Consider the following 25,733-nt stretch of genomic DNA (forward strand, 5'->3'; position numbering starts at 1 on the left):
CTGCGGGCCGGCCCGCGCCAGCCGCAGCTGCAGCGGGCGAAGCAGAACCTGCCCTCTTCGACGGTCGTCGTCCGGTGTTCCTCATGCGGCACGATCACACGCTACCCAGTGCGGGTGCTGTGTAAATGAGCCGCCTCCGGCGGCGGGCCTGGTATCCGCGTGACGGCACCCCCCACCCCTCGTTAAGCGGAACGACAGGGGGCCCGTGCCGGGCGGGCCGGCTGGGGGTGAGCGGGCCATGGCGGAACGGCAGGGCAGGGCGGGCGGAGCGGTCCTCGCGGGGGTCTTCGTCTGTCTCGGCTCCCTGGGCGCGAGCGGCTGTTCCGGTGCCGACGGCAGCGCCGACGCCCGCACGTCGGATCCGGTCGGGACCCTGCACCGGGCCGCCGGGACCCTGGTGGAGGCGGGCAGTTCGAAGGCGCGGACGTCGATGGAGATGGCCACCGGCGGCACCCGGGTCACCATCCGCGGCGAGGGCGTCTACGACTACCGCAGGCAGCTGGGCCGGCTGCGGGTGCGGTTGCCGCAGGACCCGGCCGGCCACACCGAGCACCGCCCGATCACCGAACTCCTCGCACCCGGCGCCCTGTTCATGAAGAACCGGGGCGCGGGGGTCCCCGCCGACAAGTGGGTCCGGGTGGAGACGGCCGCCCTCGCCGACGGGAACCTCGTGACCGGCGGCGCCACCGACCCCTTCGCCGCCGCCGAGCTGCTGCGCGGCACCCGCACGGCGACCTACCTCGGCCGTACCGAGGTGGCCGGCGCCAAGGTGCGGCACTACCGTGGCGTGGCCGATCTCACGTTCGCGGCGCGGGGCGCCTCCCAGGGGGGCCGGGCCTCGCTGGCCGCGGCGGCGAAAGGGTTCGCCACCGCCGAGGTGCCGTTCGACGTCTATCTCGACGACGAGGGCCGCATCCGCAAGGTCAGACACCGGTTCAGCTTCGTCAACGGCCGGCAGAAAGGTACCGTCGCGGTGGCCTCGACGACGTTGCTGTACGACTTCGGGGCCCCCGTCGACGTATCCCTGCCGAAGGCGAGTGACATCTACGCCGGGAAGATCGCAGAGGGGTGAGGGCGGGCGCGTGGTTCAGTGACGGGCGTCAAGAACTAGCCCTTCCGTGCCATGCGCGGTGTGTAGGCCGCTCCCTACTCTAGGAAGTCGGTGACGGCAGAGAAGAGGTGATGCACGTGGCTCCGGTCGGCGGTACGGCAGTTCAGGACCACGTGGCCCTCGCCGAGATCGAGCTGTGCGGAGACCTGATCATCGCGGCCTCGGCCGCGCGCGAGGACCGGCTCAGCATGGATTGCATCGACGAGGTGCTGAGAGTGGCCGAGGAACGCGAGGAGCCGGTCGGCCGGTGAGCAGGCCTCCTGTCGCACTCAGGTGCGCAGCAGGCGGCCGATGGCCTTCGTGGCCTCCTCGACCTTGGCGTCGATCTCGTCGCCGCCCTTGACGGCCGCGTCGGCGACGCAGTGCCGCAGGTGTTCCTCCAGGAGTTGCAGCGCGAAGGACTGCAGGGCCTTGGTGGAGGCGGACACCTGGGTGAGTATGTCGATGCAGTAGGTGTCCTCCTCGACCATGCGCTGCAGGCCGCGGATCTGGCCCTCGATCCGGCGCAGCCGCTTGAGGTGCTCGTCCTTCTGCTTGTGGTAGCCGTGCGTGACGTGCTCGTGGCCGCCGCTCTCGATGTCCTCGGAGGGGGCCGTGGTGCCGGCCTCTGTCGTCGTCATCGCGTCCTCCACGTCACGGGGCGATCACATACCCCTGCTGGGTATATGGTAACGAACTTTGCTGGGTATAGGGCCCTTGGTAAGCCCCCGTGCTGATCACCGTGCCCGATGGGCGACACTGATGGGCGGCCCATTAGCCGTGGCCGGATGATGCCCTTAGCATCAGCCTGACCGAAACCGATGCAATCCGAGGACCCCTTGTGCGCTTTCGTCTGACCCCCAGGGAGACGAGCTTCTACGACATGTTCGCCGCGTCCGCGGACAACATCGTCACGGGCTCGAAACTCCTGATGGAACTGCTCGGGGCGGACACCGCCGGCCGGGCCGAGATCGCAGAGCGCATGCGGGCAGCCGAACACGCAGGCGACGACGCCACGCACGCGATTTTCCACCAGCTCAACTCCTCCTTCATCACGCCCTTCGACCGCGAGGACATCTACAACCTCGCGTCCTGCCTCGACGACATCATGGACTTCATGGAGGAGGCCGTCGACCTCGTCGTCCTCTACAACGTGGAGGAGCTGCCCAAGGGTGTCGAGCAGCAGATCGAGGTGCTGGCGCGGGCGGCGGAACTGACCGCCGAGGCCATGCCGAACCTGCGCACGATGGACAACCTCACCGAGTACTGGATCGAGGTCAACCGCCTGGAGAACCAGGCCGACCAGATCCACAGAAAGCTTCTTGCACATCTCTTCAACGGCAAGTACGACGCCATCGAGGTGCTGAAGCTCAAGCAGATCGTGGACGTCCTGGAAGAGGCGGCCGACGCGTTCGAGCACGTGGCGAACACGGTGGAGACCATCGCCGTCAAGGAGTCCTGAGGCGTCGATGGACACCTTCGCTCTCATCGTGACCATCGCGGTCGCGCTCTTCTTCACGTACACCAACGGCTTCCACGACTCGGCGAACGCGATCGCGACGTCCGTGTCGACGCGGGCGCTGACCCCGCGGGCGGCGCTGGCCATGGCCGCCGTGATGAACCTCGCCGGCGCCTTCCTCGGCTCCGGTGTCGCCAAGACCGTCAGCGAGGGCCTGATCGAGACGCCCGAGGGCTCGAAGGGGATGGGCATCCTCTTCGCGGCACTGGTCGGCGCCATCGTCTGGAACCTGGTCACCTGGTACTTCGGCCTGCCCTCCTCGTCCTCCCACGCGCTGTTCGGCGGCATGGTGGGCGCGGCCCTCGCGGGCGGCACCGACGTGATCTGGCACGGCGTGCTCGACAAGGTCGTCATCCCGATGTTCGTCTCGCCGGTCGTCGGCCTGGTGGCCGGCTACCTCGTCATGACGGCGATCATGTGGATGTTCCGGCGCTCCAACCCGCACAAGGCCAAGCGGGGCTTCCGGATCGCGCAGACGGTGTCCGCGGCCGGCATGGCGCTGGGCCACGGTCTGCAGGACGCGCAGAAGACCATGGGCATCGTGGTGATGGCACTGGTCATTTCCGGCCACGAGACGTACGGCGACCCGATCCCGGTCTGGGTGAAGATCGCCTGCGCCCTGATGCTGTCGCTCGGCACCTACGCGGGCGGCTGGCGCATCATGCGCACCCTGGGCCGGAAGATCATCGAGCTCGATCCCCCGCAGGGCTTCGCCGCCGAGACGACCGGCGCGGCGATCATGTTCACCACCGCGTACCTCTTCAAGGCCCCGGTCTCCACGACCCACGTCATCACCTCCGCCATCATGGGCGTCGGCGCCACCAAGCGCGTGAAGGCCGTGCGCTGGGGGGTCGCCAAGAACATCGTCCTGGGCTGGTTCATCACGATGCCGGCCGCGGCACTGGTGGCGGCGGGGTCGTTCGGACTCGTGAACCTGGCGTTCCTGTAAGCCGGTCGAACGCCGAGGGCATCGCCCCTCGTGCTCTTCGGCATACGACGACGGGCCCGCCCCCGGGAGCCAGGGGCGGGCCCTTCATCGACCTCACGGTGGCACCGCCATGCAGCACCGCGAGGGGTCGTTCCGGCTCGGGTTCGGCTCAGCCGAAGCGGCCGGAGATGTAGTCCTCGGTCGCCTGGACCGACGGGTTGGAGAAGATCCGCTCCGTGTCATCGATCTCGATCAGCTTGCCGGGCTGACCGACGGCGGCCAGGTTGAAGAACGCCGTCCGGTCCGAGACACGCGCCGCCTGCTGCATGTTGTGCGTCACGATGACGATCGTGAAGCGCTCCTTCAGCTCACCGATCAGGTCCTCGATGGCGAGGGTGGAGATCGGGTCGAGGGCGGAGCAGGGCTCGTCCATCAGCAGCACCTTGGGCTCGACCGCGATCGCGCGGGCGATGCACAGACGCTGCTGCTGACCGCCGGAGAGACCGGAACCGGGCTTGTTCAGCCGGTCCTTGACCTCGTTCCAGAGGTTCGCGCCCTTGAGGGACTTCTCGACGATGTCGTTGAGCTCGTTCTTCTTGTACGAGCCGGACAGCTTCAGGCCGGCCGCGACGTTCTCGAAGACGGACATGGTCGGGAAGGGGTTGGGCCGCTGGAAGACCATGCCGACCTCACGCCGCACGGCCACCGGGTCGATCCCGGCGCCGTACAGGTTCTCGTCGTCGAGCATGACCTTGCCCTCGACCCGGCCGCCCGAGGTGACCTCGTGCATCCGGTTCAGGGTGCGCAGGAACGTGGACTTGCCGCAGCCGGACGGGCCGATGAAGGCCGTGACACTGCGGGGCTCGATGGCCATCGAGATGTCCTCGATGGCGCGGAAGGAGCCGTAGTAGGCACTGAGGCCGCTGACGTCGATTCGCTTGGCCATGGAAATCACTGCTTCTTTCGAGGGGGAGTCTGGTCGCTGTTGGCCGCGTCAGCGACCGGACTTCGGGGCCTTCCAGCGGGCGACGCCGCGAGCCACGAGGTTGAGGATCATCACGAAGGCGATCAGCGTGAGCGACGCCGCCCAGGCCCGGTCGTACGCCGCATTGGCGCCCGCGCTGTTCGCGTACTGCTGATAGATGTACAGCGGCAGCGACTGTTGCGCACCCTCGAAGGGGTTGTTGTTGATGAACCGGTTGCCGAACACCAGCAGCAGCACCGGCGCCGTCTCACCCGCGATACGGGCGACCGCCAGCATGATGCCGGTGGTGATGCCGCCGATGGACGTCGGCAGGACCACCTTCAGGATGGTGCGCCACTTCGGGATGCCGAGCGCGAGGGAGGCCTCGCGCAGCTCGTTCGGGACGAGCTTGAGCATCTCCTCGGTGGAGCGGACCACGACCGGCATCATCAGGATCGCCAGGGCCAGCGAACCGGCGAAGCCGAAGGGCTCCATGTCGAAGATCAGCATGATGCTGAGGATGAACAGGCCCGCGACGATCGAGGGGATACCGGTCATCACGTCGACGAAGAAGGTGATCGCCCGGGAGAGGTTGCCCCGGCCGTACTCCACCAGGTAGACGGCGGTGAGCACGCCGATCGGCGCCGCGATGACGGTGGCGAGACCGACCTGCTCCAGGCTGCCGATGATGGCGTGGTAGATACCGCCGCCGGGCTGGTTGTCGGTGACGATGCCCATCGAGTGGGTCAGGAAGAAGATGTCGAGGACCTTCGTGCCGCGCGCGACGGTCGTCCACACCAGGGAGATCAGCGGTACCAGGGCGATCAGGAAGGCGACCCAGACCAGCCCGGTCGCGATCCGGTCCTTGGCCTGCCGGCGTCCCTCGATCTGTGCGGAGATGCCGTACGTGCCGACGAGGAAGAGCAGACCGGCGATCAGGCCCCACTGGATCCTGCTGTCCAGGCCGAAGACCAGCCCGATGACGACGGCGAGGACCACGGAGCCGCCCGCGATCGCGAACGGCGACCACTTCGGCAGGATCGCGCCGCGCAGCGTGCTGGGCGCACGGTCGGCGACGGGTGCTGGGTTGCTCATGCGTTGGCCCCCGAGTACTCCTTGCGGCGGGCGATGATCATGCGTGCCGCGCCGTTGACCAGCAGGGTGATGACGAACAGGACCAGACCGGAGGCGATGAGCGCGTCACGGCCGAACTCGTCCGCCTCGCCGAACTTGCTGGCGATGTTCTGGGCGAAGGTGCCGCCGCCCGGGTTGAGCAGGCTGCCGTGGATCAGGAAGTCCGGGGAGAGCACGGTCGCGACGGCCATCGTCTCGCCGAGCGCGCGGCCGAGGCCCAGCATCGAGGCGGAGATGACGCCGGAGCGGCCGAAGGGCAGGACGGACATCCGGATGACCTCCCAGCGCGTGGCGCCGAGGGCCAGGGCCGCTTCCTCGATCATCTGCGGGGACTGGCGGAAGACCTCGCGGCTCACGTTGGTGATGACCGGCAGGATCATGATCGCGAGCAGGATGCCGACGGTGAGCATCGAGCGCGGGGCGCCCCCGTCCCACGAGAAGAGGCCGGACCAGCTGAAGTAGTCGTTGAGCCAGCTGAACAGTCCCGTCATGTGCGGAACCAGGACCAGCGCGCCCCACAGGCCGTAGACGATGGACGGCACGGCGGCGAGCAGGTCGATCACGTAGGCGATCGGACTGCTCAGCCTGCGCGGGGCGTAGTGCGTGAGGAACAGCGCGATGGCCACGGCGATCGGGACCGCGAGGATCATGGCGATGATCGAGGAGACGACCGTGCCGTAGGCCAGGACCGCGATGCCGAAGCTCGGCGGCTGGAGGCCGGTGTTCCACTCGAAGGTGGTGAAGAAGTTCGTGTGGTCCTTGCTGATCGCGAGGGAGGCGCGATAGGTGAGGAAGGCCGCGATCGCGGCCATGATCACCAGCAGCAGGATGCCCGACCCACGGGAGAGACCGAGGAAGATCCGGTCTCCGGGTCGGGTGACGCCGCGGGCCGGGGCTTGTTCCTGGGGCTCCGTCGGCTGTGGAGTGGGGGGTGGGGCGTCGGTGTTCTGTGTCGTTATGTCCATCGGGTTCTCCGGTCTGCGGAACCGCACGCGAGGCGCGGCTCTGCGAAGCCGTACGCGACCGTACGGCTCGTGGCGGCGGTGCACCGGACGGTGCGGTCCGGCCCCGGTTCAGACCCGGGGCCGGATCGCACGCTCAGATCAGCTCAGGCTCGAGATGGTGGTACGAACCTTGGCGATGATGTCGTCGGGGATCGGGGCGTAGCCCAGGTTCGGAAGCAGGGCCTGACCCTCCTCCGAGGCGATGTAGGTCAGGAACGCCTTCGTGCCGGGCAGGGTGTCGGCCTTGTTGCCCTTGTCGCAGACGATCTCGTAGGTGACGAGGGTGATCGGGTAGGCGCCGTCGGCCTTGGTGTTGTAGTTCAGCTGCAGCGACAGGTCGCTGCCCGTGCCGACGACCTTGGCGTCGGCGATGGCCTTGGTGGCGCTCTCGCTGCTCGCCGCGACCGGGGCGCTGGCGCCGGTGTCGATGCTGACGGCCTTCACACCGTCGGCGACGTAGGACAGCTCGAAGTAGCCGATGGCGCCGTTGGTCTGCTTGACCTGGGCGGCCACGCCGGAGGACTGAGCGGCCGCCTGGCCACCCTTGGCCTGCCAGGCCTTACCGCCCTCGTACTTCCAGTTGTCGGGCGTCGCGGCCTTGAGGTACTTGGTGAAGTTGTCCGTGGTGCCGGACTCGTCCGAGCGGTGGAACGCCTGGATCTTCAGGTCGGGAAGCTTCGCGTCGGGGTTCAGCTTCTTGATCGCCGCGTCGTTCCACTTGGTGATCTTGCTGTCGAAGATCTTGGCGAGCGTCGGGGCGTCCAGGACCAGGTTGTCCACGCCGGACACGTTGTAGCCGATCGCGATCGGGCCGCCGACCATCGGGAGGTCGATGCCCTGGCCGCCGGAGCAGACCTTCTTGGAGGCGGTGACCTCTTCGGGCTTCAGCGCCGAGTCGGAACCGGCGAAGGCGAGCTGGCCCTGGGTGAAGGAGGTGACACCCGCGCCGGAGCCGCCGGCCTTGTAGTTGATCTGCACGCCACAGGCCTTGGTGAACTGGGCGACCCAGGCGTCGATGGCGTTCTTCTGCGCCGACGAACCGTCGGAGAGCAGCTGGCCCTTCGCGTCGTCACACTTGATCGAGCCGGCGGCCGCAGTCGACGAGGCGCTGCTGCTGGAGCCGCTGTCACTGCCGGTGTCGTCGGAGCCGCACGCCGTGAGGACCAGGGCGCCGGAGGCGGCGAGTGCACCGAGGGCGACGGCCCGCCGATTCATGCGCTGAAGCTTCACTGAGGGAGTTCCTTCCAATGCTGCCGTCCTGAATCGGCGGCGTGCGAAGACTGGGTGATGCGGGCGCATATTCACGACGCGACCGTCATCGGTAAGGCCGAAATTAGGCAGATCAGGTGAAGGCGCCTATGGCCGTAAATGAACGCAAGGTGAACCCCTGCGGACGGTGTGGTTAGGTCACGGAATGCTCACGGGTTGGGCACACAGAGATTCCGGCGAGATCGTTACACAGCCCTACGCGCGTAGGAGCTCCTGCCGTCCGTACGGAGTGTCGACCAAGTGGAACCCGTGGGACGGGTGGTTCGTCTCGTTCCACGGAGGCCGACAGGAGGCACACATGCAACGGCGTACGTTCATCGGAGGCGGCGCGGCCGCGGTGGCGGCGGTGGCCGCGACCGCGTGCAAGGGCGGCGTCACGGGTTCCGGCACGTCCGGCGACTCCTCGTCCGGTACGTCGGCCCGGGCCGCCGGCACCTCGGCCGCCCCGGCGAACTGGGCCGCCCTCGGCCGCGACCTCGACGGCACACTGGTCCGCCCCGGCGACGCCGAGTGGGCCACGGCCCGCCAGTTGTACAACACCCGCTTCGACGGACTGAAGCCCGCGGCGGTCGCCTACGTCGCCCACGCCGACGACATCCGTACGACCCTGGCCTACGCCCGCGCCCACGGCGTGCAGGTCGCCATCCGCAACGGCGGCCACTCCTACGGCGGCTGGTCCTCGGGCAACGGCAAGCTGATCGTCGACGTCTCCAAGCTCAACTCGGCCCGGGTCAGCGGCGGCCAGGCGGTCGTCGGCGCCGGTTCCAAGCTGATCGACGTCTACCGCGCGCTCGCCGCGAAGGGCGTGACGATACCGGCGGGCTCCTGTCCCACGGTCGGCGTCTCCGGCCTGGTCCTCGGCGGCGGCCACGGGGTGGTCTCACGGGCGTACGGACTGACCTGCGACAGCCTCACGCAGGCGACCCTGATCACGGCGGACGGCAAGCAGCTGGTCGCGAACTCCAGCACCAACAAGGAGCTGTTCTGGGCCCTGCGCGGCGCGGGCAACGGCAACTTCGGCGTGGTGACCGAGCTGCACTTCAAGACCCACCCCGCGCCGCAGGCCGTCTCCGGCTATCTGGCCTGGCCGTGGGAGAAGGCCGCCGCGGTGATCAGGGCCTGGCAGGAGTGGGGCCCGGACCAGCCGGACGAGATCTGGTCCGCGCTCCACCTGGAGAACTCGGGCGGCTCCCCGTCGGTCTCCGTCTCGGCGTTCTCCCTGGGCGGCTACACCGAGCTCCAGAACGCCGTGGACCGCCTCGCCCAGCAGATCGGCGCCGACGCCAGCAGCGTCTCGCTGCGGCGGCGCGGTTACGAGGAGGCCATGGAGATCTACGCCGGCTGCTCCTCGTACTCCGCGCAGGCGCAGTGCCATCTGCCGGGCTCCACCCCGGGGCGCAACGCGCAGGGCGCGCTCGAGCGGGAGACGTACGTCGGGCGCTCCGACTTCTTCGACCGGTCCATCTCGGCGGCCGGCATCCAGACGCTGCTGTCGCAGATGGCGTCGGTACGGGGCGGCGCGGGCAGCATCGCGTTCACCGCGCTGGGCGGGGCGGTCAACCGGGTGTCTCCGACGGCGACGGCGTTCGTGCACCGCGGCTCGCGGATGCTGGCGCAGTACATAGTGTCCTGGACCCCGGGCACGTCCGGCAGCACAGCACAGGCGTGGCTGTCGGGGGCGCACGACGCGATGAAACCGTATGCCTCCGGCGCGGCCTACCAGAATTACGCGGACGCGGCGCTGAAGGACTGGCGCAAGGCGTACTACGGATCCGCGGCCGGGCGGTTGGCCAAGGTGAAGAAGCAGTACGACCCGGACCACTTCTTCACGTATCCGCAGGCCGTCTAGAAACCGGCGTCAACGGCACGCGGACCAGCCGTCAGGCCGCCAGGTCTCTGTCCTCCACGCCCGCCTCCGTGCGCGTGCCCGGGATCAACGCGTCCTGTTCGATGCGCGGGCGGCGCCTCGATCGGATGAGTCGGCCTGCCCGCGGGGCCCGCTCCACGGCCTGGGTCACCGGCGTGAGCAGGGCCATCGCCAGCGGGGAGAGCAGGAGAGCCACGGCCGTGCCCAGGGCGAAGCCGCCGATGACGTCCGTCGGGTAGTGCACGCCCATGTAGACGCGGCAGAAGCCTTCGAGGAGGGCCAGGCCGATGCCGACGAGCCCGAACTTCCGGTGGGCCACGAAGAGGCCGACGCCGATGGCCATCGTGATGGTCGCGTGGTCGCTGACGAAGGAGTAGTCGGTCTTGCCCGAGACGAGGACGTCGAGGCCCTCGTGGGTGAGGAAGGGGCGGGGGCGCTCCACGAAGCCCCGTATCGGGATGTTCACCAGGACGGCGAGGCCGGCGGCGAGCGGGGCCCAGATCAGGGCGGCCACGGAGGACGCGGCCTCCGTACCGCCGCGCCGGCGGACCGACCACCAGCAGGCCAGCACGAGCAGGACCATGGCGATCAGCAGCCCGTACTCACCGACGAACTCCATGCCCCGGTCGAACCAGTGCGGGGCGTCCTTGGCGAGGCCGTTGATGTCGTAGAGCAGGTCGACGTCGGGGTTCGACCCGGATTCGGCGAGTCCAGCCATCGTGCTGCGGCCCCTTCGTCGTCTGCTGCTTGCGGACGCACTCCTTCGTGCGCCGCGCCTACCCACCCCCGTGGATGTGGATGTAGTTCACGCCGTAGATCACTACGACAACAGGAACGCACGGTCCCGGTTAATACGTTCCACCCTCCACCGAATGATCACTCAGACGTTATCGAAGAGAGACACATCTCCCCAGCTCAGGGGGTGGGTTGACGCTCCGCTCACACCGTCGTGGGGAGTGCTTTCGCGCCATCTTCGGTGACCCGGGTGGCGCCGAAGTAGTCGGGGGTGTCGATCGGGTCGAACCGGATCACGGCCCCCGTCCGGGGCGCGTCGATCATGTACCCGCCGCCGACGTAGATCCCGACATGCCGGATCGCCCGGGAGTCGGTCAGGTCGTCCGAGAAGAAGACCAGATCGCCGGGGAGCAGTTCGTCGCGCGAGGGGTGCGGGCCCGCGTTGTACTGGTCGTTGGCGACCCGCGGCAGCGTGATCCCGACACTCTCGTACGCGGCCTTCGTCAGCCCCGAGCAGTCGAAACGCCCGCCCTGGGCGGCGGTTCCGTTGCCGCCCCACAGGTACGGCGTGCCGAGCTTCTTCTGCGCGTAGTAGATCGCCCCGGCCGCCTGCTTCGACGGATCGACCCGGCTCACGGGAGCCGCGAAGCTCTCCTCCAGGGTCGTGATCGTCTTGACGTAGTTCCGGGTCTCCGCGTACGGCGGCACACCCCCGTACTTGATCACCGCGTAGGAACCGGCGTTGTACGAGGCCAGCATGTTTTCAGTCAGATTCCCGGGTACGTCCTTCACGTACGACGCGAGTTGGCAGTCGTAGGAGGCGGCGGACGGAATGGCGTCCTCCGGATCCCACACATTGCGTACGCCGTCTCCGTTGCCGTCGATCCCGTGCGTGGCCCACGTCCCGGGGATGAACTGCGCTATCCCCTCGGCCGCCGCCGGGCTCTTGGCGTTCGGGTTGAACCCGCTCTCCTGGTAGAGCTGCGCGGCGAGCAGCGCCGGGTTGATGGCCGGGCAGAGGTTGCCCCACTTCTGCACGAGGCCCTGGTACGCGGCCGGCACGGCGCCCTTGGCCAGTGCCTTGCCGCTGCCGCCCACGCCGTTGACGAGGTTCCCGGCGACGATGTAGACCCCGACGACGAGCAGGGTCACGAAGGACAGGCCAGTGCCGGCGGCGACGCCCGCCACGATCCATCCCTTACGCACCGTCAACCGCCCCTCGACACCCAGGAGTCCGCGCCCAGGTCAGTCTAGGGGCGGCACCCGTCTTCCGGGGTGATCAAGAGAAGCGGAAACCGGACAATACGTAGGCGTCGATTCCGGGGTCCTGGGGGGGGCGACCGTCAGGGATCCGTCGCCGCGTCCTCGTACAGCTCCGCCGACTCCTTGCCCAGCGCCACGCTGTAGGAGATGTCGGCCGTGGCGCCGCCCTGTTCGTGCCCACCGAGCACGCCGACGACCTGCCCGTCCCCGTTCACCCAGGGGCTGCCGCTGGTGCCGCCGGTGAAGTCGGGGCAGGCGATGCGCTGTTGGGTACGGCTGTGCGCGACCGGCTTGTTGGTGCAGCTGACCGGCACCTCGCGGGAGTTCGGATACCCGGTCACGGTCACCGCCGTGGCACCGGTCGCCGTCCCCGCGGTGAACCGGTTCCCGCCGACCACGTCCTCGACGCCCCGCCCGTCCCGGTCGTCCAGCACGGCGAAGGCGACGTCGCTGTCCTCGTCCTGCCCCTTGGCCCAGCCGTCGGGCAGGAACCGTCTGCGCACGGTCCACACCCCGTGCGGCGCCCGGCCGTCCCGGTACCCGGGCACGAACACGAGGTTCCCGGTGTCGTCCAGGCAGTGCGCCGCGGTCACGATCACGTTGTGATGCGGGCTGCGCACGACGGACGCGGTGCAGAAGTGGCCGCCGGCGAGGCGGCCGGCCCGGCCGGCGGCGAACAGCGCCCCGACCCGCGCGCTCTGCGTCGTGACGGCGGCGACCGCGGTCACGCCGAGCGGCCCGGGACCGTCGTCGGCGGCGGCCAGCGAGGCCGAGGTGACGGCCGGCACGAGCAGCGCGAACGCGACGAACACAGGGCGGGTGATGCGTGGGATGCGCTTCATCGGGGCCCACTCTGACCTACGAAGGTGAGAAACCGGTCCGCCCTTCTCACCGTAACCGGCCCCTCCCGACCTCGCCTGCGGGTCCTGTCCCGGCCTACCGGGAAGAGCGTCCCGGTCAGCCAGGAGCGGGTCCCGGTCAGCCGCCCGACGCCGAGGTGTCGCCCGCTCCCCCAGCCAGCAGTTTCGCCGCCAGCGCCCGCAGCTGTCCCTGCTCCCCCTCCGTCAGCGCCTCGGCCAGCTCGCCGATCGCCCGCTCGATCTCGGCACCGCCCTCCTCGGTCAGCTCCCGCCCGGCCGGCGTCAGGCTCACCAGCACCCCGCGCCCGTCGTGCGGCGACGGCACCCGGCTCACCAGCCCCCGCTTCTCGGCCCGGGTGACCAGTCCCGTCATCGAGGACTTGTCCAGGCCGAGATGCCGGGCGAGTTCGAGCATCCCCGGCCGCCGGTCGCGCAGGATTCCCAGCAGCCGGACCTGGACGACCGAGAGCTCGTGCGCGGCCGCGACCCGCGTGAGCACGCCCTGCACCAGGAACGACAGCTGGACCAGGGCGTCCACGGTGTTCAGGGACCGGTCCGGGGCGCCCGGCACCGCATCCGACGGGTGACCGGCGGTCATGGTCGTCTCCTTCGTTCATTTGGTACGTGGCACAAACCTCTTGACCTAGTACGTGCCACAAACTAATTTCAAAGTAGTACGCGCCACCAACCATATGCCTCTCACATCAGGAGCCCCTCATGCACGCAGCCGTCGTCCACTCCTTCGCCACCCCGCCCCGCTACGACACCGTCGACACCCCCCGCCCCGAGGGCGAGCACCAGGTCCTCGTCGACGTCCTGGCCGCAGGACTGCACCCCCGCGTCCGCTCCACCGCCGACGGCACCCACTACACCTCCGACGGCACCCTCCCCCTGATCCCGGGCATCGACGCGGTCGGCCGCGCCCCCGACGGCGGACTCCTCTACTTCGTCGCCCCCGACGACGCCCCCGGCACGATGGCCGAGCAGGCCGTCGTGGACCGGCGCCGGGCCGTCGCGCTGCCGCCGGGCACCGACCCGATCGCCGTGGCCGCCGCGATGAACCCCGCGATGTCGTCCTGGGTCGCCCTGCGCCGCCGCGTCACGCTGCCGTCCGACGCCCGCGTCCTGGTGCTGGGCGCGACCGGCAGCGCGGGCCGACTCGCGGTGCAGATCGCCAAGCATCTCGGCGCCGCCCAAGTCGTCGCCGCCGGCCGCGACCCCGAACGCCTGGCCCTGCTGCCGGACTTGGGCGCCGACGAGACCGTCTCCCTGGCGGCCGCCCCCGACCAGGTCGCCGCCGACCTCGCCCGCACCGCCGCCGACGCGGACGTCGTCGTCGACTACGTCTGGGGCCCGGTCACCGAACAGGCGATGCCCGCCCTCCTCACCGCCCGCCCCGACCGCGCCAAGACCCTCGCCTGGATCCAGATCGGCTCCATGGCCGGCACCGAACTCACCCTGCCCTCCGCCTACTTGCGCGCGGCCGACCTGCGGATCATGGGCAGCGGCCAGGGCTCGGTCAGCACCGCCGGCATCCTCGCCGAACTCCCTTCCCTGGCCGAGCGGATCACGTCCGGCGCCTTCGCCGTGGACCCGCTCACCGTCCCGCTCGCCGAGGTCGAGAAGGCGTGGAGCGCCCCCACCGCCCCCGGCCAACGGATCGTGCTGACACCCGGCACCTGACCCCCGACACCGACCCCCATTCCCCTGTGTCCCGGCTGTGCGCAGGGTCAAGCCACCCCCATTCCCCCTCCATCGCCCAGCCATTGATCAGTAAGCCCACAGGCTCCTTCAGTAATGCGGAAGTCAGGATTCCGAAACCTGTCTTGTTTGTCGCGTACTCAACAAGCAATGGTCTACGCGGGTCGCCGCCCCTGCCGGGAACCCCTGGCAGTCCCCCCCACCGCAGGCCTCTGCCCACCCCTCCCAGGAGGCTTTACGTTGCGTACGTCCACGTCCAACTCCCCCCACATACGCGCCAGATGGACCCGCATCGGCTCGGCCGCCGCGGCCACCACCGCGCTCGTCCTGGCCGGCCTCGGCACCGCGGTGCACGCGAGCGCCGCAACTCCCGCCGCGCACAAGGCCAGTGCCAAGGAGATCGCCGCGGCGGTCGCCAAGGCCCACGTCACGTACACCTCGGCCTGTCACGCCACCCCCGCCAAGGGCTACGCGTCCTGCAACGCCCTGCGCGTCACCTCCGGCACCACCGCCTTCCAGGAGGCGCAGGCCGCGAAGAAGGGCGTGACGCCCAAGTCGGTCTCGCCCAAGGCCGCTTCGGCCACGCCGACCGGCTACGGCCCGAGCGACCTCCAGTCGGCCTACGGCCTGACCTCCGCGTCCGCCTCCGACGGCGCGGGCGAGACGGTCGCCATCGTCGACGCGTACGACGACCCGAACGCCGCGGCGGACCTGGCCACCTACCGCTCGTACTACGGCCTCTCGGCCTGCACGACCGCCAACGGCTGCTTCAAGAAGGTCAGTCAGACCGGCTCCACCACCTCGCTGCCCACCGCGGACAGCGGCTGGGCCGGTGAGATCTCGCTCGACCTCGACATGGTCTCCGCGATCGCCCCGAAGGCGAACATCCTGCTGGTCGAGGCGAAGTCGTCGAGCATGGCCAACCTGGGCACGGCGGTGAACGAGGCGGTCAAGCTGGGCGCCAAGTTCGTCTCCAACTCCTACGGCGGCTCGGAGTCCTCCTCCGACACCTCCTACGACTCCTCGTACTTCAACCACGCGGGCGTCGCCATCACCGTCTCCGCGGGCGACGAGGCCTACGGCGCCGAGTACCCGGCCGCGTCCAAGTACGTCACCTCGGTCGGCGGCACCAAGCTGTCGACGTCGTCCAACAGCCGCGGCTGGACCGAGTCCGTCTGGAAGACCAGCTCCACCGAGGGCACCGGCTCCGGCTGCTCCGCCTACGACGCCAAGCCCAGCTGGCAGACCGACACGGGCTGCACCAAGCGCATGATCTCCGACATCTCGGCGGTCGCCGACCCGGCCACCGGAGTCTCCGTCTACGACTCCTACGGCGCCGACGGCACCGGCTGGAACACCTACGGCGGCACCAGCGCCTCGTCCCCGATCATCGCGTCGGTGTACGCCCTCGCGGGCACCCCGGGCAGCAGCGACTACCCGGCCCAGTACCCGTACAACGCGGCCGGCACCTCGGCCCTGAACGACGTCACCAGCGGCAACAACGGCACCTGCTCGACGAGTTACTTCTGCACCGCGAAGTCGGGCTACGACGGCCCGACCGGCTGGGGCACCCCTCAGGGCCTGGACGCCTTCACCGGCTGAGCGGCTCCCGCAGGACGACAGCACCTCCCCGTCGGGTCACGGGGAGCCGCCTGAAGGGGAGTACGTGGGGACTCCTCGGCGGCATCGGAAGGGAAACGGGTCACGGCAGCCGGCCGCGGCCCGTTCTCCCTTGCCCCGACCACCCGTTCTCCCTTGATCCACCTGTGAGTTGGGTCAAGTGCGCGTCACCCGCGATCCATTCGCCGGCACCGGTTCGGTAAGGCGGAGGTCAGGATTCCAGATCGCCCTTGTTGTCGCGTACTCAACAAGCGCATCGTCGTCGCAGGCCGCCGCCCGCCGCCGGACCCCACACCGACGGCTTCGCACCCGCACCGCCCCTGTTCCACCCCACCAAGGAACATCAGGAGGCTGCACGATGCGTTCCACTCCCCCCGACAGACCGTCCGCGCGCAGCGGTTGGCGCCGGCTCGGCACCGCCGCAGCGGCCACGGCCGCACTGCTCCTCGCCGGATTCGGCACCGCCGTCCAAGCCGACGCGGCCCCCTCGGCCACCGCCGCGAAAGCGACCTGGACCGCGACCCCCTGTGCCACGCCCCGGCACAAGGGCGAACTCGCCTGCGACTCCTACCGGGTCACCGGCGGCCTCACCGCCTACCAAAAAGAACAGGCCAAAATAACGGGCATCACGCCCAAGGCGGCCGACGCCGCCACCCCGTCCGGCTACGGCCCCACCGACCTCCGGTCGGCCTACGGCCTGACCTCCGCCGCCGCCTCCAACGGCGCCGGCGAGACCATCGCCATCGTGGACGCCTACAACGACCCCAACGCCGAGGCGGACCTGGCCACTTACCGCTCGTACTACGGCCTCTCGGCCTGCACGACGGCCAACGGCTGCTTCAAGAAGGTCAGTCAGACCGGCTCCACGACCTCCCTGCCCGCGTCGGACACCGGCTGGGCCGAGGAGATCTCCCTCGACCTCGACATGGCCTCCGCCGTCTGCCCGAACTGCAACATCCTGCTGGTCGAGGCGACCTCCGCCACCATGGCCAACCTCGGCACCGCGGTGAACCGCGCGGTCACCCTGGGCGCGAAGTACGTCTCCAACAGCTACGGCGGCTCCGAGTCCTCCTCGGACACCTCCTACGACTCCTCGTACTTCAACCACGCGGGCGTCGCCATCACCGTCTCGGCCGGCGACAGCGGCTACGGCGCCGAGTACCCGGCGGCCTCCAAGTACGTGACCTCGGTGGGCGGCACGGCCCTTTCCAAGGCCACCTCCACCACCCGCGGCTGGAGCGAGACGGTCTGGAAGACCAGCAGCACCGAGGGCACCGGTTCCGGCTGCTCCGCCTATGACACCAAGCCGACCTGGCAGACCGACACCGGCTGCACCAGGCGCACGATCTCGGACGTCTCCGCGGTCGCCGACCCGGCCACCGGAGTCTCCGTCTACGACTCCTACGGCATCACGGCCGGCTGGTACACCTTCGGCGGCACCAGCGCCTCGTCCCCGATCATCGCGGGCGTCTACGCCCTGGCCGGCACCCCGTCCACCTCCTCCTACCCGGCCTCCTTCCCCTACACGAAAGCCGGCACCTCGGCCCTGAACGACGTGACCTCCGGCAACAACGGCACCTGCACCACCACCTACCTGTGCACCGCCCAGTCGGGATACGACGGCCCGACCGGCCTGGGCACACCGGAGGGCGTATCGGCCTTCACCGGCTGACCGACTGACCCTCCGTCACCGAACGGGCCACGGCGACCAGCCGTGGCCCGTTCGCCGTGCCGGGATACCCTTCACCCGGAGAACATCGGCGCGACCGCTCACCCGACCGACCGTCAGAAACGGCCCTGGTCATAGAAGGGGTCAACGACGGAACCTCACGACAGGTTTCGCTCAGGCCTCATTGCCCGGCGTGACCTGCCGTGATACACAGAGTGACGGTACGAGCTATTCGTACGAAACCCGCCAACCAATGCCGTCAAGTCGACATACGACGGCACCATTGTCGGCGAGAATGAGCCTGACCTCTGCGCCATGGCAGGGGCCGCGGAACCGGAACTACCGAACAGGGGCGGTGACTTACATGCTCTTTGCGGCCGACAAGGGAGACATCAACACCATCATCGGCGGGATCGCTCCGGACTGGGGCCCCTTCGGCAGCCTGGGCAACGAGGCCAAGGTGATGATCGAGGTGGTGATGGCGGTCGCCATCCTGCTCTGCCTCGCCCTTGCCATCTGGGGCGCCGCCAAGCAGCGCATCGGCGCGACCGCCCTCCGGGACACCTTCAGCGCGGAACAGGGCAAGGGCCTCATCATCGCCGGTCTCACGGGCGTCTTCATCATCGGCTCCCTGGGCACACTCTTCACCATCGTGTACGGCATGGCCGTCTAGCAGGCGTCCCTCCCCCTGAGGTTGCTTCTCCCTGATGTCGAGTCATCACTCCGCGTCCGCGCGGACTCCAGCACGGCTACCGTCGTATGTCTACGAGGTGGAGAGGGCGTACGCGGCATGAGTCTCGGAGACGACCACGAGCCCTCCGGGGGTTACGGCGGCACCGGTCAGACCCGCACACGACTCCCGGAGGGCACCAGCGACGTCTACGGCGGCGCCCGCAGAGGCGGCCGCTCGTCGTCCCGCAGCCTGGTCACGGTGGTCGGCGTGGTGGTCCTCCTGATCGCAGCGATCGCATTCGCGAACAGGGGCGGAGATGACACCCCTTCCTCGACCGGAGCCGGCGACAAGCCGGAGACGTCGACGACGGCAGCGAGCGGGGAGAAGGCCGTGCAGGGGAAGGCGGCCGGCATCCCGACCGGGTACACCCACGACGGAACGGGTGCGCAGAGCGCGGCGGCGAACTACTCGGTGGCACTGGGCTCGGCCGAGATGTTCAACAAGGCCAAGCGGGACGCCATCCTGCAGACCATCATCACGCCCTCCCGGGTCTCGGACTTCGAGTCGCGGCTGGACCAGGCCTACACACCGGCTTTCAACAAGAACGTGGGCCTGAACGAGAACGGCTCCACACCGTCCGGCTACACCTTCGTGTCGCGTACGAGCCCGATCGGCACCAAGGTCACGGCGTCCTCCGAGAACAACGCGACCGTCGAGGTCTGGTGCAGCGGCCTCCTCGGCCTTGCCGGTGAAGGCTCCACGAACCCGGTCACAAACAGCTGGTTCACCATCTCGATGCAGCTCGAATGGACCGGCGGCGACTGGAAGATCGTGACGCACTCCCAGAAGGAAGGCCCGGCGCCCGTACCCGGCGACGACAGGGCCTCCAGTGCCGACGAGATGGCGAAGGCCGTCGAGGAGTACGGAGGGTTCACGTATGCCCGCTAACCGGCGCCTTCTCAGGCTGACCGCCGTCTTCACCGCCGTACAGACCTCCGCGGTCCTTTTCGCCACCCATGCCTTCGCCGCGCCCACGCCAACGCCCACGACGAGCAACGATCCTTGCGACCTGATCCACGGCCCCGCCAAGGACTACTGCGAACGCGGCAGCAACGACAAGGGCACCGGTGGCTCCACCTCCATCGACCCCACCGGCACCCTCGACCCGCTCTCCTCCCTGGGCAAGGGCTGCGCCGACGCCGCCTCCTGGACCATCGACAAGCTCAGTGCCGCCGTGAAGGACACCGCGAACGTCGACTTCACGAACGCCAAGTTCCTCCAGCAGTACGCCGTCGTGTTCGCCGCGTCGACGATCCTGACCCTCCTGCTGTGGCTGCTGGCCGTGGCCAAGCGAGCCGTGCGCGGAGTGCCGCTGACCACCGCCATCTCGGAGGCGATCGGCTTCCTCTGGCTGACGGTCCTCGCGTCGGCCTTCACGCCGCTCATCCTCTACACCATCGTCTCCGCGACCGACGGCGTCACCGACGTCCTCGCCAAGACCACCGGCAACCAGACGGACACGTTCTTCGGCACCTTCTCCGGCGCCCTCAACAAGGGCGAGGACATCGGCGGCGGCCCGATCATGCTGATCGTCGTCTCCCTGGTCAGCATCCTCGCCGCGGGAGTGCTCTGGCTGGAGCTCGTCATCAGGGCTGCCCTGCTCTACGTAGGCGCCCTGCTCGGCACCGTCGTCTACGCGGGCCTGGTCGACAAGAACCTCTGGGGCCACGTCCGCCGTTGGGCCGGCATCATGATCGCGGTCATCCTCGTGAAACCGGTCATCGTGATCGTGCTCGGCCTGGCCGGCGCCCTGTCCTCCGACAACGGCCCCGACTCCTTCTCCGCAGTCGTCTCCGGCCTCGCGATCATCCTGCTCGCCATCTTCGCCAGCGCGATGATCTACCGCTTCGTCCCCGGCTTCGGCGACGAGATCGCCAACGGCCGCAACAACCGCATCATGCAGGGCGCCGAGGGCAAGGCCGCCGCGGTCATCAGCTCCCCGGCGACCATGGTCGCGCAGGGCATCAAGACGCACAGCGCCCGCACGAACGACGGCGGAGGCGGCGGCGGCGGCCAGTCCTCCGGCGGCGGCTCCCGCCCGGCCAACCCGGTCAGCGGCGGCGTGGCCGCACACAGCACCCGGACCCCGAACGGTGGTGGCGGCGGATCTGTCCCCTCCGCCGCACCCGCACCCCGTTCGGCCAGCCCGGTGAACACCCCGCACGCAGGCAACAGCAGCTCCAACCGCACGGGAGGTGAAGGGCGTTGACGACCGAGTCCCACCTGTCCCATCCGGTCACGCCCCGCCGTACATATCTCATCGGCCGCGCCCGGCCGAACGCGATCGTCGGCCGCAACCGCGAGTCCGGCGAGATCGCGCTCATCATCGCGGGCGCGTTCCTCGGCATGATGTGCGGGCTCCTGGTCCCCGTCCTCTCGATGCGCATCGTGCTGCTGATGGGCTTCCCGCTGGTCGCGCTCGCCGCGGTCTACGTCCCGTACAAGCACCGCACGTTCTACAAGTGGTTCGAGATCAACCGCAGTTACAAGCGCAGCCTGAAGCGGGGCACCACCTACCGGTCCTCCGTCATGGAGGCCGGCACGCAGTACGACGGCCGCGAGGTCGAGATCGGCCCGCCCCCGGGCATCGGCCGCATCAACTGGCTGGCCGCCCCCTTCGGCCCCGACGAGATCGCCGTACTGCTGCACGCGGACCGCCGCACCGTCACCGCCGCGATCGAGATCGAGGGCCCCGGCGTCGGCCTGCGCGACAGCGAGGACCAGGAAGCCCTCGTCGACCGCTTCGGCACCCTGCTCAAGCACGTGGCCAACGGCGACGGCTTCGTCACCCGCATCCAGATGCTCGCCCGCACCCTGCCCGCCGACCCGGACGCCCACGCCAAGGACGTCGCGATGCGCGGCGACGAGAAGGCACTGCCCTGGCTGGCCCAGTCCTACGACCAGCTCCAGTCGATGGTGTCCACCAGCAGCGAGCAGCACCGCGCGTACCTGGTCGCCTGCATGCACTTCAACCGCGAACTCTCCGCCGAGGCCCACGCGATGGCCCGCGCGGCGAGGCCCCAGAACGGGCGCAAGGTGGACCGGGACGCCGGCCTCGCCGTCGTCATGGCCCGCGAGCTGACCGACATCTGCTCGCGTCTGCAGGAGGCCGACATCCGCGTACGACAGCCCCTCGGCCAGGGCCGTCTCGCCTCCCTGATCCACTCCATGTACGACCCCGACCACCCCATCGACCACATCCAGGCGATGACCAAGCGCAACGCCTGGCCGGCCGAGCTGGACGCCATGGAGCCGACCTACCTCCAGGCCAAGACCCGCGAGTCCTCCACCCGCGCCCCCTGGTGCCACGCCACCGCCTGGGTGAAGGAGTGGCCGATGACCCCGGTGGGCGTCAACTTCCTTGCCCCGCTGCTGGTTCACACCCCGGACGTCATCCGCACGGTCGCCGTCACGATGGACCTCGAACCCACCGAGGTCGCCATCGAGCGCATGCTGACCGAGAAGACGAACGACGACGCCGAGGCCTCCCGCGCGGCCAAGATGAACCGCACCGTCGACCCCCGTGACGTGGCCGCCCACAACCGCATCGACCAGCGCGGCGAGGACCTGGCCAGCGGCGCGGCCGGCGTCAACCTGGTCGGCTACATCACCGTCTCCTCCCGCAACCCCGAGGCCCTCGCGCGCGACAAGCGCACGATAAGGGCCTCCGCCGGCAAGTCGTACCTGAAGCTGGAGTGGTGCGATCGCGAGCACCACCGCGCCTTTGTGAACACCCTCCCGTTCGCCACCGGCATTCGAAGGTAGGGGCCATAAGCATGCGGGATCCGCTGTCCGTCCTCACCGACTCCTTCACGTCGTTCCTCTTCGGCAAGATCGAGACGACCCGCCTGCCGGTGCGCACCTCGACCGGCCAGGCCCAGGCGGTCTACCTCCCGACCGCCGCGCCGGGCCTGGGCGACTCGGGCGTGATCATCGGCCGCGAGGTCTACTCCGGCAAGGGCTACATCTACGACCCCTTCCAGCTCTACGGCCAGCAACTCCCCGCGCCCCACTGGCTGGTGCTCGGCGAGTCCGGCAACGGCAAGTCGGCGCTGGAGAAGACGTACGTCCTGCGCCAACTGCGCTTCCGCGACCGCCAGGTCGTCGTCCTGGACGCCCAGGGCGAGGACGGCGTCGGTGAATGGAACCTGATCGCGGAGGAGTTGGGGATAACCCCCATCCGTCTGGACCCGACCGCCGCCCTGGACATGGGGATCCGCCTCAATCCCCTCGACCCGGCGATCACCACCACGGGCCAACTCGCGCTGCTCCGCACGATCATCGAGGTGGCGATGGGCCACGGCCTCGACGAGCGCTCCGGCTTCGCGCTCAAGGTCGCGCACGCCTACGTCAACGAGACGGTCGTCGAGCGCCAGCCCGTCCTCATGGACATCGTCGAGCAACTCCGCCACCCGGAACCGGAGTCGGCGGAGGCGATGAACGTCGCCATAGACGACGTACGCGCCTGGGGCCTGGACGTGGCACTCGTCATCGACCGCCTGGTCGACGGTGACCTCAGGGGCATGTTCGACGGCCCGACGACGGTCGGCATCGACCTGGACGCGCCCCTCATCGTCTTCGACCTGTCCCACATCGACCGCAACTCCATCGCCATGCCCATCCTGATGGCGATCGTCGGCGTGTGGCTGGAGCACACCTGGATCCGCCCCGACCGGAAGAAGCGCATCTTCCTGGTCGAGGAGGCCTGGCACATCATCAACAGCCCCTTCGTGGCCCAACTCTTCCAGCGCCTGCTGAAGTTCGGCCGCCGCCTGGGTCTGTCCTTCGTGGCGGTCGTGCACCACCTGTCCGACGTCGTCGACGGCGCGGCGGCGAAAGAGGCGGCGGCGATCCTCAAGATGGCCTCCACCAGAACCATCTACGCCCAGAAGGCCGACGAGGCACGGGCCACGGGCCGGGTCATCGGTCTGCCGCGCTGGGCCGTGGAGATCATCCCGACCCTCACCCCCGGCATCGCGGTGTGGGACGTCAACGGCAACGTCCAGGTGGTCAAGCACCTGATCACGGAGACGGAACGCCCCCTGGTCTTCACCGACCGCGCGATGACGGAGTCGTCCTCCGACCAGCTCGCCGCCGACGACGCCCTGCGCGCCGCCGAGCTGGAGGCGGAGGAGCGGGCCGCGGCCTTCGTGGAACAACACCTCGCCGACTACGACGACTCGTCCGAGTCGACGGTGGCCTAGCGGGAGGCGAACGTGGTCAGACCGGACGACCGCCGACGGGACGGCCAGGGTGGCATCCCCGACGGCCTGCTGATCGGCATACTCGCCTTCCTCCTCGGCATGACCCTGCTGGTCTGGTCGGCCACGGGCCTCGCGGGACTGTTCGCCCACGGCGCGTGGCCGACGGCGGTCACCTTCACGAACACGCCGGTCGCGATGCGGCACCTCATGGGCCAACCGCACGACCTCGCCGCGGCCTGGCCCACCACCCCGCCGGCCCAGCTGTCGGGCTACGGACTGTTCTGGGGCCTGTTCATCGGCCAGTTGATGGTCCTGTTCGTCCTGACGGTGTTCGTGATGGGCACGGTGGCCCGCTGGCGGGCGGTCCGGGCGAGACGTCATACGGCCGAACCGGCACCGGCGACAAAGACGCCGGAACCACGGGAGCCGTACCGGGAGGCGTACGAAGTACCCACGCCCCGCGCGGAATCGGCCCCGGTGGAAGCCGCCCCCGCGCAGCCGACCGCCCCGCTCCCCCTGGCCAAGTTCCCGGCGGAAGCGCCCGTGCAGGAGCCCCTCGCGCCGCCACAGCCCCTGTTCGACAGCAGTCGGACGTCCGGCGTCTCCACGGTCCTCCTGGCCCCCAGAGAGGACCGCAGAGCCACCGCGGCCCAAGCGGTACGAGACGCGGAGGGCCCCGTCCTCGTCATCACCTCGAACCCCGCCGTCTGGTCGGACACCAAGGACGCCCGCGCCAAACTCGGCCCGGCCCACCTCTACGACCCGGCACACCTCTGCGACACCCCGGCCCGCCTGCACTGGTCCCCCACCATGGGCTGCGAGGACAAGCCGACGGCAGCGGCACGGGCCGTCGCCCTGCTCGCCCCGATCCGCCCGACGGCCAAGCTGGACCAGGCCCTGACGGCCACCGCCGAAACGCTCCTGCGCAGCTATCTGCACGCCGCCGCGGTCGACGGACGCACGATCCGGCACGTCCACCGCTGGGCCCAGGGCACCCAGGTCCAGGACGCGGTCCGCATCCTCCGTACCAGTCCCAAGGCAGCCTCCGGCTCGGCCGGCGAACTCGAGGCCGCGCTCACCGCGCATCCCGAACGCCGTGACATGGCACAGGAGTTGACCAGCCGCGCGCTCTCCTCGCTCTTCACGGTCAACATCCGCGAGGCCTGCACTCCCAACCGAAGCGATGCGCTCGCCCTGGATTCCTTCATCGACGAAGGGGGCACGCTCTATGTCGTGGGGGAGTCCATCGAGGACCCCAGGACGAACCCGGGCGCGATGCCCCTCCTGACGGCTCTCGTCTCCAGCGTGGTCGAGCGTGGCCGGCACATGGCCGAACGGTCATCCTCCGGTCGCCTCGACCCACCACTGACGCTCGTCCTGGACGACGTCGCCGCCGTGGCTCCGCTTCCCCAGCTCCCGGAGCTGCTGTCCACCGGAGCGGAGCGGGGCCTGCCGACCCTGGCCCTGCTCCGCTCCCGGGAACAGGGCCGCGCCCGCTGGCCGCACGACGAACTACCCGTCTGACCGCTCCAGTACGAACTCCAGCTCCAGGTCCTCGGGATTCTTCTCCAGCGGCACGGTCCGCCCGGTCGGCAGAAACCCGGCCCGGCGGTAGAAGGCCTGGGCCCGCCCGTTGTCCGCGTGCACGATGAGCCGCACCCGCTCGGCACCACGCGCCCACGCCCACTCGACACCGGCGTCGAAGAGCACCTCGGTGAGACCGATCCCACGGTGGTCGGCCCGCACGAACACGCCCACCACGTGCCCCTGCAACTGCTCGATCGGAAAGCCGGCCCAGTCCTTCTCCCCGGCCTCCTCGACCAACACGGTCAGCGTCCCGACCCAGTCCCCGTCAGGATCCTCGGCAACGAACTGCTGCGCCGCCAGCTGACCTTCGGCACTCCTGGCGGCACGCTCCTGCCAGAACGAGTCCGGACGCGCCACGGACTCCTCGTAGGTCTCCAGGAAGGCGAGATGCGCCACCGGATCCTTCAGCGCGAGGAGCCGCAACGCCTTCATCGCCGGCCACTCGTCGGCACGTATGGAACGGACCTTGTAGTTCATGCGGACAACGGTAGCCGAAACGCAGAAAACCCCCGTACCGAATAAACGGTACGGGGGTTTTCTCAAGAATTGTTCGGCGGTGTCCTACTCTCCCACAGGGTCCCCCCTG

At 69.3% G+C, this 25,733-nt stretch carries 24 protein-coding genes; 14 read left to right on the forward strand and 10 right to left on the reverse strand.

Annotated elements, in window-relative coordinates:
* Nucleotides 1-238: 238 nt before the first annotated feature.
* Nucleotides 239-1,072: a hypothetical protein gene (locus ACWD5F_RS17040; protein ID WP_451255046.1), complete on the forward strand. Its 834-nt coding sequence runs from the start codon at nucleotides 239-241 to the stop codon at nucleotides 1,070-1,072.
* Between the two features lie 110 nt (nucleotides 1,073-1,182).
* Complete coding sequence (locus ACWD5F_RS17045; RefSeq protein WP_123996602.1) at nucleotides 1,183-1,362, forward strand: hypothetical protein; 180 nt, start codon at nucleotides 1,183-1,185, stop codon at nucleotides 1,360-1,362.
* 18 nt (nucleotides 1,363-1,380) lie between these two features.
* Here ACWD5F_RS17045 and ACWD5F_RS17050 read toward each other — a convergent pair whose 3' ends face one another.
* Complete coding sequence (locus ACWD5F_RS17050) at nucleotides 1,381-1,731, reverse strand: metal-sensitive transcriptional regulator (protein WP_401715612.1); 351 nt, start codon at nucleotides 1,729-1,731, stop codon at nucleotides 1,381-1,383.
* Nucleotides 1,732-1,931: 200 nt separating this feature from the next.
* Between ACWD5F_RS17050 and ACWD5F_RS17055 the strand changes: the two genes are divergently transcribed.
* Entirely contained in the window at nucleotides 1,932-2,552 is a 621-nt protein-coding gene (locus tag ACWD5F_RS17055; RefSeq protein ID WP_048585568.1) for a DUF47 domain-containing protein, read from the forward strand.
* Nucleotides 2,553-2,559: 7 nt separating this feature from the next.
* The gene (locus ACWD5F_RS17060; protein WP_401715610.1) at nucleotides 2,560-3,558 is read left to right on the forward strand and encodes an inorganic phosphate transporter; all 999 of its coding nucleotides are present in this window, start codon (nucleotides 2,560-2,562) and stop codon (nucleotides 3,556-3,558) included.
* Nucleotides 3,559-3,706: 148 nt separating this feature from the next.
* Here the strand turns inward: ACWD5F_RS17060 and pstB are convergent, their stop codons facing one another.
* The 4 genes from pstB to pstS all read right to left on the reverse strand — a co-directional run bounded on the left by pstB (nucleotide 3,707) and on the right by pstS (nucleotide 7,869).
* Nucleotides 3,707-4,483, reverse strand: a complete 777-nt coding sequence (gene pstB / locus ACWD5F_RS17065; protein ID WP_401715608.1) for a phosphate ABC transporter ATP-binding protein PstB — start codon at nucleotides 4,481-4,483, stop codon at nucleotides 3,707-3,709.
* Between the two features lie 48 nt (nucleotides 4,484-4,531).
* Nucleotides 4,532-5,596, reverse strand: coding sequence for a phosphate ABC transporter permease PstA (gene pstA / locus ACWD5F_RS17070; RefSeq protein WP_451255050.1), 1,065 nt, complete (start codon nucleotides 5,594-5,596; stop codon nucleotides 4,532-4,534).
* Nucleotides 5,593-6,600 (reverse strand): phosphate ABC transporter permease subunit PstC, encoded by a 1,008-nt coding sequence (pstC, locus tag ACWD5F_RS17075; protein WP_451255052.1) that lies wholly within the window; start codon nucleotides 6,598-6,600, stop codon nucleotides 5,593-5,595. The genes pstA and pstC overlap by 4 nt, the downstream gene beginning before the upstream one ends.
* A 138-nt stretch (nucleotides 6,601-6,738) precedes the next feature.
* Nucleotides 6,739-7,869 carry a phosphate ABC transporter substrate-binding protein PstS gene (pstS, locus tag ACWD5F_RS17080; protein WP_451255054.1) on the reverse strand — a complete coding sequence of 377 codons (1,131 nt, stop codon included), beginning with the start codon at nucleotides 7,867-7,869 and terminating at the stop codon, nucleotides 6,739-6,741.
* 337 nt (nucleotides 7,870-8,206) lie between these two features.
* Between pstS and ACWD5F_RS17085 the strand changes: the two genes are divergently transcribed.
* Entirely contained in the window at nucleotides 8,207-9,757 is a 1,551-nt protein-coding gene (locus ACWD5F_RS17085) for an FAD-binding oxidoreductase (RefSeq protein WP_451255056.1), read from the forward strand.
* A gap of 31 nt (nucleotides 9,758-9,788) precedes the next feature.
* On the opposite strand, the gene ACWD5F_RS17090 is transcribed toward ACWD5F_RS17085, so the two are convergent.
* The 4 genes from ACWD5F_RS17090 to ACWD5F_RS17105 form a co-directional block, all read right to left on the reverse strand.
* Nucleotides 9,789-10,493: a phosphatase PAP2 family protein gene (locus tag ACWD5F_RS17090; protein ID WP_451255058.1), complete on the reverse strand. Its 705-nt coding sequence runs from the start codon at nucleotides 10,491-10,493 to the stop codon at nucleotides 9,789-9,791.
* Nucleotides 10,494-10,714: 221 nt separating this feature from the next.
* On the reverse strand, nucleotides 10,715-11,722 hold the full coding sequence (locus ACWD5F_RS17095) for a C40 family peptidase (protein WP_451255060.1): 1,008 nt from the start codon (nucleotides 11,720-11,722) through the stop codon (nucleotides 10,715-10,717).
* Between the two features lie 131 nt (nucleotides 11,723-11,853).
* Nucleotides 11,854-12,615, reverse strand: coding sequence for a trypsin-like serine peptidase (locus tag ACWD5F_RS17100; protein ID WP_451255062.1), 762 nt, complete (start codon nucleotides 12,613-12,615; stop codon nucleotides 11,854-11,856).
* 136 nt (nucleotides 12,616-12,751) lie between these two features.
* Nucleotides 12,752-13,231 carry a MarR family winged helix-turn-helix transcriptional regulator gene (locus ACWD5F_RS17105; protein ID WP_451255064.1) on the reverse strand — a complete coding sequence of 160 codons (480 nt, stop codon included), beginning with the start codon at nucleotides 13,229-13,231 and terminating at the stop codon, nucleotides 12,752-12,754.
* Nucleotides 13,232-13,350: 119 nt separating this feature from the next.
* Here ACWD5F_RS17105 and ACWD5F_RS17110 point away from each other — a divergent pair, with 119 nt between their 5' ends.
* From ACWD5F_RS17110 to ACWD5F_RS17150, 9 genes are all read left to right on the forward strand, one after another.
* The gene (locus tag ACWD5F_RS17110) at nucleotides 13,351-14,316 is read left to right on the forward strand and encodes a quinone oxidoreductase family protein (RefSeq protein ID WP_451255066.1); all 966 of its coding nucleotides are present in this window, start codon (nucleotides 13,351-13,353) and stop codon (nucleotides 14,314-14,316) included.
* Between the two features lie 258 nt (nucleotides 14,317-14,574).
* Complete coding sequence (locus ACWD5F_RS17115) at nucleotides 14,575-15,936, forward strand: S53 family peptidase (protein ID WP_451255068.1); 1,362 nt, start codon at nucleotides 14,575-14,577, stop codon at nucleotides 15,934-15,936.
* A 376-nt stretch (nucleotides 15,937-16,312) separates the two neighbouring features.
* On the forward strand, nucleotides 16,313-17,626 hold the full coding sequence (locus ACWD5F_RS17120) for a S53 family peptidase (protein ID WP_451255070.1): 1,314 nt from the start codon (nucleotides 16,313-16,315) through the stop codon (nucleotides 17,624-17,626).
* Between the two features lie 361 nt (nucleotides 17,627-17,987).
* Nucleotides 17,988-18,296, forward strand: coding sequence for a hypothetical protein (locus ACWD5F_RS17125; RefSeq protein ID WP_280879441.1), 309 nt, complete (start codon nucleotides 17,988-17,990; stop codon nucleotides 18,294-18,296).
* A gap of 117 nt (nucleotides 18,297-18,413) precedes the next feature.
* On the forward strand, nucleotides 18,414-19,244 hold the full coding sequence (locus ACWD5F_RS17130; protein WP_451255072.1) for a hypothetical protein: 831 nt from the start codon (nucleotides 18,414-18,416) through the stop codon (nucleotides 19,242-19,244).
* Nucleotides 19,234-20,565: a hypothetical protein gene (locus tag ACWD5F_RS17135; protein ID WP_451255074.1), complete on the forward strand. Its 1,332-nt coding sequence runs from the start codon at nucleotides 19,234-19,236 to the stop codon at nucleotides 20,563-20,565. Before ACWD5F_RS17130 ends, ACWD5F_RS17135 begins: the two co-directional genes overlap by 11 nt.
* A complete protein-coding gene (locus tag ACWD5F_RS17140) occupies nucleotides 20,562-22,121 on the forward strand; it encodes an SCO6880 family protein (protein ID WP_401715580.1) in 1,560 nt (519 codons plus the stop codon). Before ACWD5F_RS17135 ends, ACWD5F_RS17140 begins: the two co-directional genes overlap by 4 nt.
* 11 nt (nucleotides 22,122-22,132) lie before the next feature.
* Nucleotides 22,133-23,560, forward strand: a complete 1,428-nt coding sequence (locus tag ACWD5F_RS17145) for an ATP-binding protein (protein ID WP_401715578.1) — start codon at nucleotides 22,133-22,135, stop codon at nucleotides 23,558-23,560.
* 12 nt (nucleotides 23,561-23,572) lie between these two features.
* On the forward strand, nucleotides 23,573-25,084 hold the full coding sequence (locus ACWD5F_RS17150) for a TraM recognition domain-containing protein (RefSeq protein WP_451255077.1): 1,512 nt from the start codon (nucleotides 23,573-23,575) through the stop codon (nucleotides 25,082-25,084).
* Here the strand turns inward: ACWD5F_RS17150 and ACWD5F_RS17155 are convergent.
* The gene (locus ACWD5F_RS17155) at nucleotides 25,073-25,624 is read right to left on the reverse strand and encodes a GNAT family N-acetyltransferase (RefSeq protein WP_451255079.1); all 552 of its coding nucleotides are present in this window, start codon (nucleotides 25,622-25,624) and stop codon (nucleotides 25,073-25,075) included. The two genes, ACWD5F_RS17150 and ACWD5F_RS17155, sit on opposite strands and share 12 nt — an antisense overlap.
* Nucleotides 25,625-25,733 lie beyond the last annotated feature (109 nt).

This window comes from Streptomyces sp. NPDC002499 (assembly GCF_053595415.1).

Coding starts and splice junctions, on each gene's coding strand:
- ACWD5F_RS17090 (WP_451255058.1), bottom strand. CDS start 10,493: ATGGCTGGACTCGCCGAATCCGGGTCGAACCCCGACGTCGACCTGCTC.
- ACWD5F_RS17045 (WP_123996602.1), top strand. CDS start 1,183: ATGCACGTGGCTCCGGTCGGCGGTACGGCAGTTCAGGACCACGTGGCC.
- ACWD5F_RS17050 (WP_401715612.1), bottom strand. CDS start 1,731: ATGACGACGACAGAGGCCGGCACCACGGCCCCCTCCGAGGACATCGAG.
- ACWD5F_RS17110 (WP_451255066.1), top strand. CDS start 13,351: ATGCACGCAGCCGTCGTCCACTCCTTCGCCACCCCGCCCCGCTACGAC.
- ACWD5F_RS17105 (WP_451255064.1), bottom strand. CDS start 13,231: ATGACCGCCGGTCACCCGTCGGATGCGGTGCCGGGCGCCCCGGACCGG.
- pstA (WP_451255050.1), bottom strand. CDS start 5,596: ATGAGCAACCCAGCACCCGTCGCCGACCGTGCGCCCAGCACGCTGCGC.
- ACWD5F_RS17130 (WP_451255072.1), top strand. CDS start 18,414: ATGAGTCTCGGAGACGACCACGAGCCCTCCGGGGGTTACGGCGGCACC.
- pstB (WP_401715608.1), bottom strand. CDS start 4,483: ATGGCCAAGCGAATCGACGTCAGCGGCCTCAGTGCCTACTACGGCTCC.
- ACWD5F_RS17145 (WP_401715578.1), top strand. CDS start 22,133: ATGCGGGATCCGCTGTCCGTCCTCACCGACTCCTTCACGTCGTTCCTC.
- ACWD5F_RS17135 (WP_451255074.1), top strand. CDS start 19,234: ATGCCCGCTAACCGGCGCCTTCTCAGGCTGACCGCCGTCTTCACCGCC.
- ACWD5F_RS17125 (WP_280879441.1), top strand. CDS start 17,988: ATGCTCTTTGCGGCCGACAAGGGAGACATCAACACCATCATCGGCGGG.
- ACWD5F_RS17155 (WP_451255079.1), bottom strand. CDS start 25,624: ATGAACTACAAGGTCCGTTCCATACGTGCCGACGAGTGGCCGGCGATG.
- ACWD5F_RS17060 (WP_401715610.1), top strand. CDS start 2,560: ATGGACACCTTCGCTCTCATCGTGACCATCGCGGTCGCGCTCTTCTTC.
- ACWD5F_RS17100 (WP_451255062.1), bottom strand. CDS start 12,615: ATGAAGCGCATCCCACGCATCACCCGCCCTGTGTTCGTCGCGTTCGCG.
- ACWD5F_RS17085 (WP_451255056.1), top strand. CDS start 8,207: ATGCAACGGCGTACGTTCATCGGAGGCGGCGCGGCCGCGGTGGCGGCG.
- ACWD5F_RS17040 (WP_451255046.1), top strand. CDS start 239: ATGGCGGAACGGCAGGGCAGGGCGGGCGGAGCGGTCCTCGCGGGGGTC.
- ACWD5F_RS17120 (WP_451255070.1), top strand. CDS start 16,313: ATGCGTTCCACTCCCCCCGACAGACCGTCCGCGCGCAGCGGTTGGCGC.
- pstC (WP_451255052.1), bottom strand. CDS start 6,600: ATGGACATAACGACACAGAACACCGACGCCCCACCCCCCACTCCACAG.